General features: G+C 70.2%; 18 protein-coding genes and 1 pseudogene. 11 read left to right on the forward strand and 8 right to left on the reverse strand.

Annotation, left to right across the window (positions count from 1 at the left end):
• The first annotated feature begins 322 nt into the window (after positions 1-322).
• A complete protein-coding gene (locus ACXJMZ_RS32235; RefSeq protein WP_457033558.1) occupies positions 323-796 on the forward strand; it encodes a hypothetical protein in 474 nt (157 codons plus the stop codon).
• A 16-nt stretch (positions 797-812) separates the two neighbouring features.
• Here ACXJMZ_RS32235 and ACXJMZ_RS32240 read toward each other — a convergent pair.
• Positions 813-1,265 (reverse strand): annotated as a pseudogene (locus ACXJMZ_RS32240) (ATP-binding protein); the annotation flags it as partial.
• Between ACXJMZ_RS32240 and ACXJMZ_RS32245 the strand changes: the two are divergent.
• The 5 genes from ACXJMZ_RS32245 to ACXJMZ_RS32265 all read left to right on the forward strand — a co-directional run bounded on the left by ACXJMZ_RS32245 (position 1,227) and on the right by ACXJMZ_RS32265 (position 3,640).
• Positions 1,227-1,799 (forward strand): helicase associated domain-containing protein, encoded by a 573-nt coding sequence (locus ACXJMZ_RS32245; RefSeq protein WP_457033575.1) that lies wholly within the window; start codon positions 1,227-1,229, stop codon positions 1,797-1,799. The pseudogene ACXJMZ_RS32240 and the gene ACXJMZ_RS32245 sit on opposite strands and share 39 nt — an antisense overlap.
• Positions 1,800-1,841: 42 nt before the next feature.
• Positions 1,842-1,976: a hypothetical protein gene (locus ACXJMZ_RS32250; protein WP_457033559.1), complete on the forward strand. Its 135-nt coding sequence runs from the start codon at positions 1,842-1,844 to the stop codon at positions 1,974-1,976.
• A gap of 175 nt (positions 1,977-2,151) precedes the next feature.
• Positions 2,152-2,277: a hypothetical protein gene (locus ACXJMZ_RS32255; protein ID WP_457033560.1), complete on the forward strand. Its 126-nt coding sequence runs from the start codon at positions 2,152-2,154 to the stop codon at positions 2,275-2,277.
• On the forward strand, positions 2,274-2,534 hold the full coding sequence (locus ACXJMZ_RS32260; RefSeq protein WP_457033561.1) for a hypothetical protein: 261 nt from the start codon (positions 2,274-2,276) through the stop codon (positions 2,532-2,534). Before ACXJMZ_RS32255 ends, ACXJMZ_RS32260 begins: the two co-directional genes overlap by 4 nt.
• 329 nt (positions 2,535-2,863) lie before the next feature.
• Entirely contained in the window at positions 2,864-3,640 is a 777-nt protein-coding gene (locus ACXJMZ_RS32265) for a hypothetical protein (protein WP_457033562.1), read from the forward strand.
• A gap of 274 nt (positions 3,641-3,914) precedes the next feature.
• On the opposite strand, the gene ACXJMZ_RS32270 is transcribed toward ACXJMZ_RS32265, so the two are convergent.
• Positions 3,915-4,481 carry a potassium channel family protein gene (locus ACXJMZ_RS32270; protein ID WP_457033563.1) on the reverse strand — a complete coding sequence of 189 codons (567 nt, stop codon included), beginning with the start codon at positions 4,479-4,481 and terminating at the stop codon, positions 3,915-3,917.
• Positions 4,482-4,839: 358 nt separating this feature from the next.
• Here ACXJMZ_RS32270 and ACXJMZ_RS32275 point away from each other — a divergent pair, with 358 nt between their 5' ends.
• A complete protein-coding gene (locus ACXJMZ_RS32275; protein WP_457033564.1) occupies positions 4,840-5,190 on the forward strand; it encodes a hypothetical protein in 351 nt (116 codons plus the stop codon).
• 363 nt (positions 5,191-5,553) lie between these two features.
• On the opposite strand, the gene ACXJMZ_RS32280 is transcribed toward ACXJMZ_RS32275, so the two are convergent.
• Positions 5,554-6,015, reverse strand: a complete 462-nt coding sequence (locus tag ACXJMZ_RS32280) for a hypothetical protein (RefSeq protein WP_457033565.1) — start codon at positions 6,013-6,015, stop codon at positions 5,554-5,556.
• A 192-nt stretch (positions 6,016-6,207) separates the two neighbouring features.
• Between ACXJMZ_RS32280 and ACXJMZ_RS32285 the strand changes: the two genes are divergently transcribed.
• Positions 6,208-6,591 (forward strand): hypothetical protein, encoded by a 384-nt coding sequence (locus ACXJMZ_RS32285; protein ID WP_457033566.1) that lies wholly within the window; start codon positions 6,208-6,210, stop codon positions 6,589-6,591.
• A 1,100-nt stretch (positions 6,592-7,691) separates the two neighbouring features.
• Here the strand turns inward: ACXJMZ_RS32285 and ACXJMZ_RS32290 are convergent.
• Complete coding sequence (locus tag ACXJMZ_RS32290) at positions 7,692-8,279, reverse strand: hypothetical protein (RefSeq protein ID WP_457033567.1); 588 nt, start codon at positions 8,277-8,279, stop codon at positions 7,692-7,694.
• Between the two features lie 193 nt (positions 8,280-8,472).
• Positions 8,473-8,868, reverse strand: a complete 396-nt coding sequence (locus ACXJMZ_RS32295) for a hypothetical protein (RefSeq protein ID WP_457033568.1) — start codon at positions 8,866-8,868, stop codon at positions 8,473-8,475.
• A 707-nt stretch (positions 8,869-9,575) separates the two neighbouring features.
• On the opposite strand from ACXJMZ_RS32295, the gene ACXJMZ_RS32300 reads away from it, so the two are divergent.
• Entirely contained in the window at positions 9,576-10,697 is a 1,122-nt protein-coding gene (locus ACXJMZ_RS32300) for an NADAR family protein (RefSeq protein WP_457033569.1), read from the forward strand.
• Between the two features lie 306 nt (positions 10,698-11,003).
• On the opposite strand, the gene ACXJMZ_RS32305 is transcribed toward ACXJMZ_RS32300, so the two are convergent.
• Complete coding sequence (locus tag ACXJMZ_RS32305; RefSeq protein WP_457033570.1) at positions 11,004-11,528, reverse strand: hypothetical protein; 525 nt, start codon at positions 11,526-11,528, stop codon at positions 11,004-11,006.
• Between the two features lie 275 nt (positions 11,529-11,803).
• Between ACXJMZ_RS32305 and ACXJMZ_RS32310 the strand changes: the two genes are divergently transcribed.
• Entirely contained in the window at positions 11,804-12,838 is a 1,035-nt protein-coding gene (locus tag ACXJMZ_RS32310; protein WP_457033571.1) for a hypothetical protein, read from the forward strand.
• A gap of 201 nt (positions 12,839-13,039) precedes the next feature.
• A complete protein-coding gene (locus tag ACXJMZ_RS32315) occupies positions 13,040-13,567 on the forward strand; it encodes a hypothetical protein (RefSeq protein ID WP_457033572.1) in 528 nt (175 codons plus the stop codon).
• Positions 13,568-14,095: 528 nt separating this feature from the next.
• Here ACXJMZ_RS32315 and ACXJMZ_RS32320 read toward each other — a convergent pair.
• Together ACXJMZ_RS32320 and ACXJMZ_RS32325 are read right to left on the reverse strand one after the other, a co-directional pair.
• Positions 14,096-15,190, reverse strand: a complete 1,095-nt coding sequence (locus ACXJMZ_RS32320) for a hypothetical protein (RefSeq protein ID WP_457033573.1) — start codon at positions 15,188-15,190, stop codon at positions 14,096-14,098.
• A 1,339-nt stretch (positions 15,191-16,529) separates the two neighbouring features.
• Positions 16,530-17,135: a hypothetical protein gene (locus tag ACXJMZ_RS32325; protein ID WP_457033574.1), complete on the reverse strand. Its 606-nt coding sequence runs from the start codon at positions 17,133-17,135 to the stop codon at positions 16,530-16,532.
• Positions 17,136-17,306 lie beyond the last annotated feature (171 nt).

Here is a 17,306-nt window from a genome sequence, read left to right on the forward strand (position 1 = left end):
TGCGGCAGGATATGCGACCAACGGGGCTTCCCGGCTGACGAGTTGAGGCGTAGAGAACCTGCTCAACGGCCAGGAGGCCCTGTCTGTAGCGCCGAACATCCGCTCGATCCGTCAGATCACCCGATCAGGTACCGAGCTGAAAAGGCTCAGTGATGTGGCTGCGTAGGTGATAGCCGAGAGCACTTGTCGGCCAGTTCGGAGAGCGGTGGGCAGCCTGCGGGACTCGAAATGTCGGTGAGGAGTAGCAGCACCTGCCGCCGCGTCGGGGCGCGATGACGTCCGCTCCTCGGTCTCCGTATCCTTCGGCGCGGAGGTAGGTGCTTTGGAGATCACGGTTCAGTGGATCAGAACGTCCTGGACGAAGCAGTCCCGGGGCGGGGAGGCCGCTGCTCGCAGGAGTGCCGCCCCGGTCGGCCTCGCCGTGCCGCAGGCCTGGGCTTCGTCCGTGCATGTGGTCCGGATGCATGAAGAGGATGACTTCGAGCCGCGTGAGAGTCAGGGGGAGCTTCGCAGCGTCAACGTCAGTCTTCGCGAGGCCGAGGGTCGTTTGCGGGTGTTGCCCCGGGTGGACCCGTTGTTCGGCTTGCCGCCTCGACTTCGCAGGCCTCCGGCCGTGCGTCTCATCCCAGGTCAGTGGGTCCGGTGGCAGCTGAACTACCGCTTCAGCAGCGCGGCGGGGATTCGGGACTGGTCGTACTGGCTGGACACGTTCAACATTGCCTACGGCTCTGCGGACGCCGACTTGTTTCTGTCGACGCCGACAGTGTTCATCGATGAGTGCGGACCAGTGCGGTAGTTCGACCGGCTGGAGATCAGTTGCTGGCGCGTTCGGCTTGGGCTCTGCTCTGCGCGAGGCGGTAGGAGTCGGTGCCGGTCTCGATGATGTTGCCGCCGAAGGTGAGGCGGTCGACGATGGCCGCGCAGAGCCTCGGGTCGGTGAAGGTCTTGGTCCAGCCGCCGAAGGACTCGTTGGAGGCGATGGCGATGCTGTTCTTCTCCTCGCGTTCGGTGAGGACCTGGAAGAGGAGTTCAGCTCCTCTGCGGTCGAGTTCCATGTAGCCGAGCTCGTCGATGCAGAGGAGGTCGACGCGGCCGTAGCGGGCGATGGTCTTGGCGGGCTGCTTCTCGTCGGCGGCCTCGACCAGCTCGTTGACGAGTTTGGTGGCCAGGACGTACTTGACCCGGAAGCCGGCCATCGCGGCCTCGGTGCCGAGCGCGATCAGCAGGTGGGACTTGCCGCTGCCTGGGTCGGGCGCCAGCGCAAGAACGTGAAGCTGTCGGCTGCTCAGGACGCCAAGCTCACCGCCCTGGATGCGGGGTGGCGGATCGAGCCGGACTGGAACCGCTCCTACCGCCGCCTGCTCGCCTACCTCACGAGCGGCGGAGCCCTGGACGGCCCCGCCAACCGCACCGGCGGCATCGCGGACCCGACCTTCCGGCCGGGTGCGTGGCTGCGCAAGCAGGACAAGGCCCGCACTGACGGCAAGCTGACGGTCCAGCAGACTGCGCTGCTCGACGCCCTGGTGGCAGTCGAGGCCGGGCAGCAGGACCACGGCCCGGCCGAGGGCTCGGTCACCTGGTCCGCCGACTGGACGTGCGACGGGTGCCGCGATGGGGGCGGTACCCAGTTCGAGGACGGCACCAGCGTGGACGCCGACCACGACTGCGACAGGGGCGACGGGCCCGAGATCGGCTGGGAGGGCCGGGCCGAGCGCTCCGCCTGCGGCTGGGCCACCGAGACCGACTTCCCCGACGGCGAGTACATCGAATCCGACCACCACTGCGCGGGCGACCAGTAGCAGCACACCCTCGCCGATACACCGACCGAAGGAAACCGTCCCGTGGACGACGACCAGCACCGCCAGCCGTTCCCCCTGGTGCTCTACCGCCACGACGGCGAGCTCATGATGCCCGCCACCCACGTCACCGCTCTGCTGCGCCACACGGCCGAGACCTTCCGGCTGTGTGGCGGGTGAGGGGCGAGGTGCGGATGGATCTGGAGACCACCGCCCGCCTCTACGACTCCCTGGTGCGCTACGCCGCCGACCTCGACACCGGCATCAGCTCCGCCGACGCGCACAGGCGGCCCGGTCCCGCACCGGCGGCGGACCGGGCACGGGCCACCACGGCGACGCTCTCGCCCGCGGCTGGGTGGAGAAGGACGTCGACGGCCTCACCGGCTGGGCGGCCTTGGTCGACGGGCGGCTCGTCACCGCCCGCGACGGCGACGGCTGTGCCCGGCCGGTCCTGCACGCCGAGTCCTGGGAGGCTGGGTGACCTTGTACTCCGCCCTCGCCCAGCACCCCGGCCACCCGGACGACGACCAAGGCACGGACGAGGACGAGAGCGAGGGCCCCGAGGACGGCCTGCTCGGCGAGACCCGCACCCGCATCCGCCGCCAGGCCGCCGGCCTCACCCTGGACGCCTGCGACCAGGTCCTCAACGACCTGCGCGCACCACCCAGTGAGATCTCAGACGCGGTCCGAGGGGTGTTCAGGTACGTGAGGCGTGTGGGGTGGTCCTGGTGGGTGTAACGGGTTGGTCGTTCGTCCGTTCCCCGGGGGTGGTGGTGGGTAGCGTCCAGGGCGGTGTCGTCGACTGGTGGGGGGAGTCCGTGGGCATGGCGCCGAGGGTGACCGGGGCTCCTCAGGTGTGGGCACCGGCTCGCACGACGGTGACCGTTCGGTGGTCGCGAGCGGTGAGTGGTTGCCGGCCGTCTTCGCGGCTCGTCGTTCCCGCTCACCTCCGCGCGCCACAACGGCGGCAGGAAGTTCCGGCACGTCCGAGACGACGGCACCAAGAGCCTCCGGGTCCTGGGACACCGGCCGTTGTGATCCCCCGATCCGACAACAGAGGCTGAGTCATGCAGTGGTGGAGCGTCAGCGCCTTCGCCGTCAGTACCGTGGCCGTCGGCGCCCTCGCGAACGCGGGGGCATTCCTGGCCTGGCGGCGCGCCGACCAGGCGCTCACCCGGGCGCTGGCGGAACTGGACCACCGTTCGGGGGCGCTGTATCCGGCGACGCTGCTCGCCTACGGCTGGGGCCGCCACGACACGACGGTCACTGGGTGGGCGGCGGTGCACCGTGCTCGGCGGCCGCTGCCGGACGGCGAGCGCGACCACCCGCTCACCGCTTTGGCCCGCGAGGTCGTCGCCCGCGGCCTTCCGCAGGACATCACCGAGGTCACTGGTAGGCCGGACTTTCTCACAGCGCACCACGTGGAGGCCGAGTGGCTGGCGGACCGGATGCCCGGGCCCGGGGACGACAGCAACCTGGGCACGGTGCTGGTGGGCCTCCCGGCCGCCGCGATCTCCGGCTGGATGGCGCTCTGTGCGGCCGCGAACCTGATATCCCGGCTGATGCGCCCGGGGGTGGCGCACGACACCGGCTCACCGGACGACGCCTCGGGTCCCTATGGCGGTGTGGCCATGATCGGCCTGCTCGTCTGGCTGGCGGGGTTCGTGGTCATGCTCGCCGTCGAGGCGCTGCTCTGGCTTCCGGCTCGGGACCGCTGGCGGCGCAGGGTCCGGGACCACAGCGCGCAGCTGGTCCAGCGTGAACTGGGCGATGCCCACGACGCGTTCCTCGCCGACCTGAGCAGGGACGCCGCGGCGACGCTCCGCCCCCGGCACCAGCGGTGACAGGCCGTCAGTCCTTCCCGCTCCGCTCCGCTGCCACTCCACCCACCAGGCCGGGCACCACGCCGGGTCAGCCGTGGTTCGAAGGCGAAGGTTCTCTGCTGCCCATGACGGCGTTGAGGTGAGGACCCTCGGCACTCGCGCCGGCGCTGGAGGGCGGCCGGCTGCGGCCAGGACGACGGCCCGCCAATGCCACTGCCAACAGGGGGAACGTTGTAGTCCTGCTGGCGTACCAGGACGCGCCGATGTCTGTGGCCGGCCGCGTCCTGGCGTGCTGTCACCTGCTGTCGCCGGCCGCTCCATCCTCTGGCCGTACGGCCCCCGAGGCTCGCTGCGTCCGTGCGGCCATCCTGCCTCGCATCTGCTGGCTGAACGCGCTGGCGGCCGCTGTGAGGATCAACAGGTTGAAGACGATCTGGACCATCACGACGACCCGGGCGCTCTGCCCGGTCGCGGTGATGTCCCCGTAGCCGACGGTCGACACGGTGACCAGGGTGAAGTAGAGGGCGTCGACGCGCGTGCCCAGGCCGTTGAACTCCCCCGCCTGCCGGGACATGGCCAGGTACGTCATGGAGAAGAGGATCAGCGACAGGTACACGAGCACCAGGATGACCACCGCGGGATGCCCCCGCTCGAGCGGTGACAGCACCCATCCGACCTGCCACAGGAGCAGCAGCGCGAGCACCGCCAGCGCTACCCCGAAGGCGGTCCAGCTCAGCACCGGATGCTCGGGCCCGAAGTGGCCCATCGGGATCGTGAAGTATCCGACCGCCAGGGCAACCGCGCCCGCGACGGCGAGCAGCCGCAGCCACCCCCCGCCTGCGCCGCGCTCCGGTGATTCCATACGACTCCTGCCTCGACGAGGCGGCCAGCAGGCCGCGATTTCCGGTCCGGAACCTTCCCGATCGTCCTGACGGAACATCGTCTCTTGCACTGTTCGGGAGCCGTGGGTAACTGGTCGGCCTGCGTGTCGCCCTCGGCCTTCCATACGGTGATCCGAACATTCCCGCCACGAATCAGCGAGGACGCACGCCTACCACCGGTGTGACGAGACCACACATGGCCAGCCGATCACCGGAAGCACCCGCCACCGGTGACCTCGCAACGGCCGGCAGTCCCACCGTCCCCTGCCCGGCGCCGCTCACGAACTGCCCCGCCAACCGCACCGGCGGCGAAGCCGACCCGACCTTCCGGCCCGGCGCGTGGCTGCGCAAGCAGGACAAGGCACCGCCGACGGGAAGCTGACGCTCCAGCAGACCGCCCTGCTGGACGCGCTGTCCACCGTTCAGACCGAGCAGCAGGTGCAGGAGCAGCACCAGGGCACGGTCACCTGGTCCGCCGACTGGATGTGCGGCGCGTGCGGTGACGGGGGAGACGCGCAGTTCGAGGACGGCACCAGCGTGGACGCCGACCACGACTGCGACAGGGGCGATGGGCCCGAGATCGGCTGGGAGGGCCGGGCCGAGTGTTCCGCCTGCGGCTGGGCTACCGGGACCGACTTCCCCGAGGGCGAGTACATCGAGTCCAACCACCACTGCGCCACCGATCAGTAGCAGCACCACCCACAGGGGCGACCCGGCCTACGTGGCCGCCCCTCGCCCTCTCCCCGCTGACCCGGAAGGCATTACCCGCGATGACCGGCACCACCTGATCCGACTCTGCCGCCGCGCCCGCCCTCTGGAGCTGCTCCCGCCTGCGGCCGGCCGCTGCCCGCCCACCGGGACCTGGGCCGGGCGATCCTCGACTCGGCGCTGGTGCGCGGCCCGATCTGGTTGCGCTGGTCGGGCCACGACGGCATCCGCACCCGCCACCACGACGCCGACCCGGCGCGCGGCTGGGTGGGGAAGGACATCGACGGCCTGGCCGGTTGGGTGGGGGTCTGTCTGGCCGTCTTCGGGCCCGTGCCGCTTTGGGCATCAGCAGGGCACCACCACACTGGTGCTGATGGGGGCGGTGTACCAGCCGTCTGCGGAGACGGAGAAGGTCGCGGTGACGGTCGAGCCGCACGGGACGGTGCCGCCGTAGCCGGCGATCTCCAGCGTGGTGGCCCGGAAGAGCAGGGACTGCTGCACGGTGGCGAGCGATTCGCCGCCCTCGATGTCGGTGGTCAGGACCGCGTCGACCAGCTTCGTCCGCAGGGGCGGGCTGCCGGGGCTCGGCGGGCCGGCCAGGCCGATCCGGCCGGTGAACTGGACGCCGTCCTCGGTGACCGTGTAGCAGAGCTTGGTCCAGAGGCCGGACTGGAGGCCGGAGGCGTCGCAGACCTCCGTGGTGGTAGCGGTGGCGGCGGTACCGGCAGCGACGGCCGGAGTCGCGCCGGCGAATGCGAGTGCGAGGGCACCCGTAGCGGCGGCCGTCGTCAGCATCTTGCGAGTCATGAGGTGCCTTCTCCTGTGTGCAGGGCCTCTGGTCCGTCCAGAAGCACTGGTATGTGATATTGCACTACCTCTCTGTAGTCAAGGCATCGCTCATCTGAATGGAGTGAGTCCGGCTGGCGTGGACTCGGTACGTGGAATCCGGACGTTTGGATCGCCCGTGAGCTGTGAAGGACCTCCTGCACCCGCTTCCGGGTGCGGCCGCCCCCACCCGACGCCGGAGACGAGAGCGCCCTCGCCCACGCGGCGCTCGTCTACCAGGAGTGGCAGCGCATCCGCGATGAGGCGGCGACCACCGGCCGCGAGACCTACGACCAGGACCACGATCTCGGCCTGCGTCGCGCCCAGACGGCCGCCCGCCACCGCCAGGACGTCGCCGACTGCGTGCGCGAGGCCACCCAGGAGGCTCGGCTGCGGACCGACGCCGCGCACCGCCAGCTCGCCGGAGCGCCGGCCGGCGTCGGCCGGATGGAAGACGTGCGGCGCAGGCAGGCCCGCCAGGCGCTGCTGGAGGCGATCGCCCGGCACCACCACCACGGCGGGCCGCGCCGGGAGCGGCCCGCCCGCCGTCCCTGGTGACCCGGGGGCGGGCCCCGCGGTCCGTGATGGTCTCGCCGGGTGGCGGGTGGGGATCTGACGGGTGCGCAGTGGGATCGGCTGAATCCGGTGTTGCCCGGCGGTGATCGGAGTAGCGTCACCCGTATGAAGCCTCTCCTAACCGGGCTCGCGGCAGTGCTGCGGGCGGTGTCAGCGAAGTTCCGCCGGCCTACTCCCGACTACCTCCAGTTCGAAGCCGACCGTCGGCAGAGGATCGAGCGCGGGCGCGCCGTGGCCAGTCACCGCTCCGTCCCCCAGTACGTAGGCGGCTCTCTCTCCAGCAGAAGGCAGTGAAGCGCTGAGGGCCCCCGAAGATCGGGGGCCCTCAGCTTTGTCCTACCTTGTCAAAAGTCCCGAAGAAACTCCCTCGGCCACTGATGGTTAAAGCTGTGTGAGTTCCAGGTTTTCGAGTGAGGCTTGGATGAGCACCGACCTGCTGAGTTCGTGAGTGCGGCGGGAAGTTCGGCTCGCCGTTGGCGTGCTGTTCTCGGCCGGTCGGCCGACCGTCGCCGACGGACGCCGACCTGTCATCACCTGCCAACCTCGTGGGCGCGCGGGAATCACGTGAGTATCCCGAGAACCCCACCGGCTATGGCACCGCCCACTCGATGCCGTGTTCGGCGAGCTGCGCGAGCTGGTCCCCGGTGAGCTTCCCCCTGCGGGCCTTGGCGTTGTTCAAGAACGCCCCCAGGGCAACTTCCACCACGGCCTGGTCCTCCCCGTCGGCACCGTCCACCCTCTGCCGGTGTGGGCTGCTCCACCTCGGCGGCCAGTTCCGGGCTGATTTCCTCCAGCAGCTCCCGGGCCTCCTGGCGCAGTTGCGGGGTCTGCTCGGCCAGGCGGCGCTGACGCAGGGCGGCCTGGCGGCAAGCCTGGCCACAGTAGAGGGCGGGCCGGCCTGTGCGGGCCGGTCCGGGAAGTGGGCGCCCGCAGCGGGGGCCTGTGCACGCCGGGGCCATCTGATCCGTCACTGTCACACCGTGACGGAACCGATGGGTCACCACAAGCTGCCCCGCTGCAGGGGGTGTGGGTTGGCGGTGGTTCGTCGCGGCCGGGCCAGTCAGGGTCGGTTAGCTGTCATGTCAGATCGGTGGTGGAATGCGGTTTCGGTTGACAGGTAGCGCCCGCCCCGCCGGTCCTGCGGCTGCCCGGGCCTGCTGCTCCTGGTCGTCGTCGTGCTCCTCGGGGCGGCCCCGTTGGTCTGCTCGTCCGTGCTGTCCGGTCGCCTGTCCGTCCGGCGTGAGCTTGTCAAGAGTGATGGTGTGCTGACGGTCCGTCATGGGAAGATCCACGCCGGTTCGACAGAGGGTCGGGCAGTGAAGGGGACAGGCATGTCTGGAATCGAAGCAACGCCCGAGGTAGTCGACCTGAGAGCGGTCCCGGCGCAGGTCACCGTGACTGAGTCGCCGACCGTCGCGGTAGCCCGTGAACGGCTCGTCGAAGCCATCGGCCGTGAGGCTGCGTTCCTTGCCGACCAGCGAGCCGGACAGGCGTCCGGGGGCCTTGAAGCCCTCGCTCGTGCCTTCGCTCTGGTGACGGCTGGACCCATCGCCACCACGGCTGCGGCCACGGCGACGCCGGCCATCACGACGCGAGGTCTGCGGCCCGTGGACCAGAACGAGATCGGGCAGCGCGAAACGGTCGAGATCAACCAGCGGTAACCAGCGCATACCTGCCACCGCCCCGGTACGGCCTCTCAGGGCCCGTGCCGGGGCGCCTGGCCTGGCGGTCGGGGTGGACGACCCGGCCGGGGAGCCGTACCGGGTCGTCGGTCTGCCCTTCCGTGCTGTCCGGTCGTCTGCTCCGCTCGCCGGACCGGCCGGGTGGAGCGCACCGTACGCGGCCAGGCGCTACCCGCAGGTCCTAGTAGCGGGTGAGGCTGATGGGCTTGCAGTCGGGGGTGGCGCAGGCGATGTCGTTCTGGTCTTCGGGGAGCAGGCGGCTGGTGATGCGCTTGGTGGCGGGGCGTGCCTCGTACTCGGCGAGGATGTTGCCGTTGCCGTCCACGGCGACGATGACGGAGGGGACGATGGTTCCGCCGGTGACGACGAGCTGGGGCCTGGCTCCGCGGTAGCGGACGCTGAAGACGCCCCAGTCTTCCTTCTGGACGTCGGCCGGCGCGACTTCGGTCAGGCCGCTGTCGCCGGCGCCCTGGGGGTGGAGCTCGGTGACCTGGATCGAGCCCGGGGCGGGGGCCGCGGGGCCGTCCCCGCTTCCCGGGATCGCGCCGAGGTCGATCACTTCGGGTGTGTCGGACATGGTGTCTCCGATCTGTCGGGTCGGCGCGCTGCCTTCCTGGTCAGAGCGTTGCAGGAAAGATCGGCGCCGCGTGGGCACTCTGGAGAAACGGCCGGTATCCGACCCCGTCCCGCCGCTCGGCCGGCCCGGCCCCGTCCGTGCTGCCGTCCCTGGGCTGGGTGGTTCCGTCACACACCGGGTATGACGGAACTGCGGGGGCTGTCCGGCTCCGGTTCCGTGCTGTGACCTCACGGCATCCAGAGCGCCCGATTTGCTTTCTGGTAGACCAATCCGGGCTGCTGCGCGGTCCCTGTCCGGCCGCCCGGAGCACCGTCGGGGAACCTGCGGTTCGGTGACTGCGGGTGGTCGTCCTCCCGACGGTCGGGGCTGTGCCGGGGCGGCCGGGGCCGGGGGCTGCTTGGGGTGCTCCCACGAATTGACGGATGGTCGGGTATGCCTTCCGTTTCTGCTTTGGTTTTCCTTTCGGATTCGGCCGCTATTGCCGTCGGTTGAGGCCGGGTTGGTGGTGGCGGGATTTTCTGCGGGGATTGTGCGGAGGTGGTTTCGGCGCCCGGGGTCCGGTGGTGGTGGGCCGGCGTTCCCGGCTCGCTGCCGTCCAGGGTGACCGCCGGAGAGGCTGTGCGGGACGCTGTCCAGGGCCTTGAGGTCCCGGAAGCCGCCCCGGAAAATCACGGTCTGCTCGGTGACCACTGCGGCACAATCCCAGGATGATCGGCAACCGGATCACCCATCGCACGGCGGACGGCGTCCGCATACCCGGAACCTGGCGGCACGCCTTCATCCGTAACGGCGGCCGCTACTTCCTCACCGACCTCTTCATCTACGCCGACGGACTCATCGACTGCTGGGGCCTGGTCACCGTCGAGGAGTTCGAGGAGAAGCTACGCACCGGCTGGGTGGCCACCAGCTTTCCGGAGGGGGGCGAGGCCTCCGCCCACGAGCTGGCGGACTGGAAGTTCAGCGAGCCGGAGAGCTGGCTCACGTCCGAGCTGCTGGTCGCCGAAGTCCGCGACACCATCGACCAGCTGAACGGGCGGCCCGACTCGACCGGCCGCTGTCTGGCCGCCGTCGACGTCTTCCTCGCCGACCGGACCGAGGAGAACCGGGCCGCGGCGCGCGCCGCGTTCCTGGCCGTCCCGGAGTCGCAGCGCCGCTACGCGCTGGGCGACATGGATAGCAAGGACTGGCCGCTGCGGGTACTGGTGGCAGGGCCCGGCAGCCGGACCTACCTGTCGTTCGACGGAACGGTCACGCAGGAGGGCTACGACAGCGCCCTCGCGTACTTCGAGGAGCGGGCCCGCTGGAGGGCAGAGCGGTCCACGCGCGTCCCAGCGGACGGACCGGCGGCTCCGCACGCCCCGGCGGTCAAGCTCTACCACTCGTATCCGAACAAGCCGGTGGCCGACCCCGGGAAGCTCGGCCTGCGCAACGACTACCCCGCCCCGATCATCGTCGGGCGGGTCAGCTACCCCTCCGTCGCCCACGCCTACTGGGCCATGTCGGTCGCTCAGCCAGAGATCAGCGCCGCGATCACGACGGCGGACACCTCCGCCGCAGCACGCACCCTCGCGGCCGGCACACCGCGCCGCGAAGGCTGGGAGCACGCCCGCACCGCCGTCATGACCAGCCTGCTGCGCGCCAAGTACGACCAGCACCCTGAGCTGGCCGAGATCCTGCTGGAGACAGACGACGCCACCGTGATCTACGACGACATGGACTCTGACTTCTGGGGCGACAACGCCGGCCAGGGCCGCAACTGGACGGGCCGTCTCCTCGAACTGGTCCGCTCCGAACTGCATGCACGGCGAGCCGGGATATCCGGCCTGTGACCGGACCGGGCGCCTGACCCCCACCGGGCCGGTCAAACTTCGGTGAGACTGGTCAGCGGGATGCCTGTCCTCTGACAGGTGATCTTGACCGATTGCCAAGTGATCGTGACCGGTGAGTGGGCGAAGGAGACCCGCAGGTGGCTCAGGAACGTTGGGGGTGATGGCGCTCGTTGAAAATCCCCACCGCGTACTCGGGCGTTGGCCAGACCTGCTCACTTTGGTTCCCCACCTGTGGTGAGGGGTGGCATGGCCGCCCTGGGCCCGCCCGACGCCTTGGGACCTAAGCTGACCGATCGCAGCGCCCTATCAACGATCCAAGGGCAGAAAAGACGGAGGGACGATGTCCCCGACCGAAAACGGGTGAACGCCTCCACCGGGGCCGATAACTTCGAGGATGAATTCCGGCACGGTCATGTCGAACCTGTGCCAACCGGCAAAGTCTTCCTCCAATGCGAGGATCGGCCATGAGTCCGGGTCTTCAGAGCTGGGGAGCCAGAAAAACGTGTCGGCCTGGCAGGTCCGACCCCATGCCACCAGCCCTCCATCCGCGGGACGCGGCAGGTATGGGCGCATGAGGTCGGCACTGATGGTGGGCTCCGACCAGAGAGCCACCTCGCGCACGAGGGACTCGCTCACGTGCTCGTCTCCCGGACCGGAGACGAACAGATACTGACTGAACTCGCCGGGCCCGAATACCTCCGCAATCTCCTTGAATGATTCGGGAATTCTCAGGCCCAAGCTCTCCTCGGTCGGCGCCCAGTCGATATCCGCCGTTCCGGCGCGATTCCATCCCACCAGGCTGGCTATTTCCCTCACCAAAGATGAACTCACTACTATCTCCTCAATTAAGCATTTGAGCACCAAAGCGTGTTGCTCTCCGACTGCAGGCTTGGGAGAACATATCGGAAGGTTGTGCGAGGAGTGTGGCCGGAGCCGTGCCTCCGCGCTCTCTGCTCGGTGCTCCGGCCAAACCTGCTCAGCTGATCTCCCCGCCCTTCGGGTGATGTTGCCCGGCGTGTCCGGTTGGTTCGTGTCCGGCCGGAAAGTCTGCGTTCGCAACGACTTCGGCCTGTTCGGGGGCCCTGGTGCTGACGCGGGAGGAAGACGTGGACGCTCACGCGCTGCGTCGGCAGGGCTGGTCCATCTCGGCTATCGCCCGGCACCTGGGCCGTGACCGCAAGACGATCCGGGCTTACCTGAACGGCGAACGCGTGCCCGAGCACCGGCGCCAAGCCCCGGACGCGTTCGTGCCGTTCATGGACTACTGCCGCCAACGGCTCGCGGACGACCCGCACCTGTGGGCGTCGGCCCTGTTCGACGAGATCACGGAGCTCGGCTACCCGGGCGCCTACTCGACGTTCACCCGGGCCCTTCGCCGCCACCAGGTCCGCCCGCACTGCGAGCCCTGCAAGGCGTCGACCGGCCGGGACGTCGCGGTGATCGCGCACCCGCCGGGCGAGGAGATCCAGTTCGACTGGCTGGAGCTGCCCGACCCGCCGGCCGGTTGGGGCGGCGGCGCGCACGCCCACCTGCTGGTCGGCGCGCTCGCGCACTCGGGCCGCTGGCGGGCGGTGCTGGCGGAAGCGGAGGACTTTTCGCACCTGGTGCAGGCCCTGGACCAGGTGGTGCGCAAGCTCGACGGCACCGCCCGGCGCTGGCGCTTCGACCGGATGGCGACCGTCTGTCACCCGCCGAGCGGCCGGGTCCTGCCGGCCTTTGCCGCGGTCGCGAAGTACTACGGCGTCGGCGTCGACATCTGTCCGCCGCGGCGCGGCAACCGCAAGGGCGTGGTGGAGAAGGCCAACCACTCGGCGGCGCAACGCTGGTGGCGCACGGTCCCCGACGGTCTGAGCGTCGATCAGGAGTCGGTTACGCCTGCCCCCGTGCTCCCGCGTCCCGGCCCCGGGCCCGGGCCCGTGCCCAGACTCGGTGCTCGGGTTCCTCGACCCCGGGGCCGGTGCGGCCGCGCCCGGTGGGGCCCGCCGTCGGGCCGCTGCGCCTGGTGGAGCCCGTCCCTGGACCGCGGGTGCCGCTGCGCCTGGCGGTCGGCGGCAGGCTGGGACGGTGCTGTCCCACCGATGTCTCACCCTGCCGGTTATGTCCGTTTCGCTAGGACGGTCTCAGGCCATATCCCCAGGTAGGAGCGTTTTCGGCCCTGGCCTGAGACGGGGCTGGGACACGGCCTCGCGGCGGTCCGTTGTCCCGTCTCAACGAACTTTGACGAGTTTCAGCGAAGTTTGACTGACCGGGATTTGTCGCAACGAAGCTGGACCACCGGTTCAGGGAATCGGGGGTGGGGAAACCGGGTGACGGTGGGTCAGGGCGGGTTCTAGCCTCGGCGCATGACATCGCTGTTGGACGGGTTGGACGACGTGCAGTGGGTGCGGGTGCGCGAGACGTGGGGGCTCACCGGCTTGCGGTCACTTATCCCTGGACTGCTCAGGCGGTTGGAGAGCGCCGGGCCGGTCGAGGCGTGGTCCGTCTACTCGGACCTTGAGGGAGTTCTCATTCATGGGCACTCCGGCGGATACTTCTGGACCGCGGAGTACGTTGTCCCTTTTCTCAATCGGCTCTGCGGCTCGCCGAACGGCCACGTGGTGGCCGTCGCTGTCGATTTGCTGTCGATGATCGCGTGCGCGCAGCCGTACATCGACGAGATCGAGGAGGGCAACTGGGGCATGTTGGAACGGATCCAGACCACGCTGCTACACGAACGGCCCCTCTACCTCAGCCTGTTGGCGCATCCGGAACCGAAGGTGCGCAGCGAGGCGGCCGACTTGCTGTCTGTCATCGACTCGGGTGAGCAGCGGCGTATGGGCGCGCTGGAGCCGGAGTGTTTGGCGCGGCCGTGCCGGTGTCACGATCGGTGACCCGCCGCTGGTGGCGCCCGGCAAGCACCGACTTCGGTCGCTGGGTCTGGAAAGGCGGGGCAGGGCGCTGACAGGACGTGGCCTGCTCGGCGAATCCGCCCCTGCCACTGGAGCCGGTCAAACTTCCCTGAGACGCCGTCAAAGTTCGATGAGACGGGACAGCCGCCGCCCGGTGCCGGTGCCGGTGCCGAGCTGCTGCTGCCGGGCCGTCAGGCCAGGCTCGGCGTACCGGTGCTGCCGGTCCGTCAGGCGCCCCTCCGCTCCGGGGGGCCCACGTTATCTGGGGTTGTCAGCCTGATCTCGCAGGTCAGCGCAGAATCAGACGTTCTGTCATGTGAGGCACGTTCAGGTCTCGCGTCGGCTGAAGAACATCGGCCTCCGGCCGATTCGGCGGTACCGCGCCCGCTTCGCTCCATCGAGGTCGCCGTCACAGTCTTCTTCGCTCATGTGCGGGCGGGGCTGACGGCATCCTGCGCGGGTGCAGGCCCCTGGGGTGAGGACCTGCACCGGGCACCGGGGAGGTGGGTGTCAGTCTCCGCTGCTGTCCCCTTCGGTGGTCCAGGTGAAGACGACGGCGCCGGGGTGGCCATTGGTCCCGGGGTGGCCGCTGGCACTCTCAGACCCGACGCCGCCGGTGCCACCGCTGGAACAGTCGCCGTGGGCCGTTCCGGCGTTGTTGTCGAAGCAGCCGCCCTTCCCGCCCCCGCCACCGAAGCCTCCGCGTCCACCAGCGCCGCCACTGGCCCCGGCCCCGTAGGAAGCGGTCCCGGAGGCTGAGGCGGCGCCTTGGCCCGGCTCGCCACCGTCGCCGACATTGCCGAAGGCCCCACCATCGGACCGGCCGTTGCTGATCTTGGCGCCGGACTCTCCGGCCCCTCCGGCGTTGCCGACCGCGCCCCTCCCCCCTGCCGTGCCCTGGTTCCCCGTGGTCTCGGTGGGGCTTCCGGTGCACACTCCCTGCTGGGCGTTCGTAAAGTTGCCGCCTCCACCGCCCGCACCCTCGGATCCGGAGGTCCCACCGCGCCCTCCACCCCCGGGTGAGGCGCTGTAGCCGCCGTCGTAGCCACCGCCACCCGCAATACCCTGCCCGCCGCCCTCGCCCTGCGCGCCGCCGCCACCGCCGGCGGCCATCAGCATCTGCGCCCACACCGAGTCGCGGACAATCGTGGACCCGCCGCTGCCGCCTGCGCCTCCTCCCGCTCCGGTCTTGCCGTCGCTTCCGTCGCCGCCGTTACCAGGGAGCAGGTTCCTGTCGGTGCCGCCCTCGCCCCAGCGGCCACCTTCCGCCTTGCCGCCCACCTCGCCCGGGCTACCGCCGCCGCCCACACGGAACGCGAAGGACTGCGGCATGCCGAAGCGTGTGTCCAGCGTGCAGCTGATGAACGCGCCCGCACCGCCGCCACCCCCGGCTCCGCCGCCCCCGCCGCCACCGGCACCGCCGCCGCCCCCGCCGGCACTCCCGTTGAACGAGCGTCCCCCGGCGCCGCCTCCGCCACCGCCACCACCGCCCCCGCCAGCGCCACCACTGCCTCCGGCGCCCCCGCCGCCCCACACCGACACCGTCAGCGTCACCGCACCGAACGGCACCGCCCACTCGTGCTCGCCGGGCGTCTCGAACACCACCTGGTGCTGCTCCCCAGCTGCCCGCGCCGGAGTGGCCAGCCCCACCGGGAGCAGTGCACCGGTCACGGTCAGGGCCACCGCCGCGGCCCGCACGGACCGGAGCGCGTGGCGCCCCGCAAGGCCCAGTCGACGTGGGTCGGCGGTTGTGGGCTCGGGTGACGACGTATGTGGTGAAAGCCTCCGGAACATGCTTCTCCTTCAGTCGGAATGCCCTCCCGAAGGTAACCGTGCGTGACTGTCCCATCGCGCTGCACTCGCCGTGGAACACCGGACAGGTGCTGCCCGGTCAGAACCCCTGGGAGGCGGTCCTCCAGCCGCCCCTCTGCGGGATCGGCCAGCAGCACCCGACAGCAACAGTTCATTGGCGGCTCACCCCCGCCGGAAGTGGCCCTTCTTGACGCTGCGCCAGGAACACGGGCTGGCTGCCGACCGAAACGCTTGGCGTGCCAGCGGTGCCGCATGTGCCTCACGAACCCAGATATCAGTAGGGCACTTGGGCCTCCTGGCACTGTCCCTCACGTGCCTGAACCCTCCTGGCGACCCCAGATATCGCAGGCCACCGCCACCGCCCTGCCACCGGCCCGCCCGCCACCGCCCCGGTGCTGCAGGCACCCGGACCCCGCCACCGCGCCGGTCACCGGCCCGCTGCCGGGCCGCCAGGCCCCGGCCCCCGGCCACCACCGGTCCGGCCGCCAGGCCGGCACCCCCAGCGGCCGCAGGCCGCCCGCACTGGGAACCAGGAGGAGCTGGAGGACCGGGTGGTGGCGCCCGGCGGCCGTTCCGGCCCGCCGATGCTGGGCTGTTGCCGGCCCTCGCCGGTCCGGGCTGCCCGCCGCTGCGCCTGGCCGCCGCCAGGGCATCCCCGCCGGGCCGTCGGGCGCTGCGCTTGGCCGTGGCCCGGGGTGGTGTGCTCCTCGCCCCGTGTCGGGCCCGCGCATTCACCTCTGACGGCCCGCCGCCGTGCGAATCCCGGAGCACTCCGAATTCCACTGTCCGGGCTGCTCTCCAGGGCCGTGCTGTGCCCGTCCGCAGTTCACTTCGGCGGCCTGGGGATTCGCGGTGCGAAGCAGTGGCCGGTGATACTCTTCCCGGCGTTGGTCATTCCGCTTGCCGGGCACGCTCCGGTGATCTCCGGAGTGCAGCAGGATTCCGCCGACCTGGCTTCCCGGATTCCCTGCCGGAATGGCTCTGACTTATCCGCTCGATTCCCTGGCCCGTTTTACGGTCCGACCCGGCCGGGTTCGGCTTCCGGTCACGGTCCCGTTGCTGCCGCAGTCAATGCAGGAATAACGGTTGCTTTCGTGGCTGGATTGGTTCAGGTGTTCCGGTTGATTCCCGTTCATGTTTCGCTGTCTGTTCGGGTCGTGTCCGGCATCGGGCCGCTGTATCGGTCTTTCCGGGGTGCTTTACGTGGGTTAAAGGCTGCTCGGAAGAGGTCGTAGGTGACCGAGCGCTCCCACGTGTGTTGTGTGCCCTGTTCCTCGCACGTCAGGTGCAGGATGACGGTCGCTCCGTCGCGGTAGCCCAGTTCCAGTGGGGCGTTGACCAGGTGGTCGGTGCCGGTGGCTGTCGGTCCCAGCACGGCGTAGGCCACTTCCCGCGGCTGCCGGTGTTGCGTCTGCAGCAGGACGGTCACACTCACTTGGCCAAGGGCTGCGCCAGAGGTCTGGCGGAGGTCGAGCATTGCTTCAGAGGGGGTAGGGCCGTAGCTGTCCTTGATCTGTGCGTAGGTGACGGTGAACTCTGGACCACGGGCTTCGTACAGCTCGGCGTCACGAAGTTCGATCTGCTGCCGGGCAAGCGCCAGCTGCTGCTCCGCCGCTTCTGCCTGCCGGACGGCCCCCCGTGCTGCGCCTCTGGCTTGTGCTGCCTGCCAGGCGGCGAGCGCCGTGCCGGCCAGCCCGATACCGGCTGCGGCCAGAGCGACAATCAACTCGGCGTCCACGGTTCCCCTTGCTGTTGGTTCGGATCCGAGCCGCAGGAGCCTTTCCAGGGTGGCTGTCGCTCACACCGCTGCCCTGCCCCGCCGCTCCAGCCGGCAGCCCCGGCCCGGGCACCGCCAGCACGCCGCCCCCGATCCCGGCCCTGGGGAGGACGTCCTGCTGCCGCTCCCGGG

It is taken from the genome of Kitasatospora sp. P5_F3, assembly GCF_054049135.1.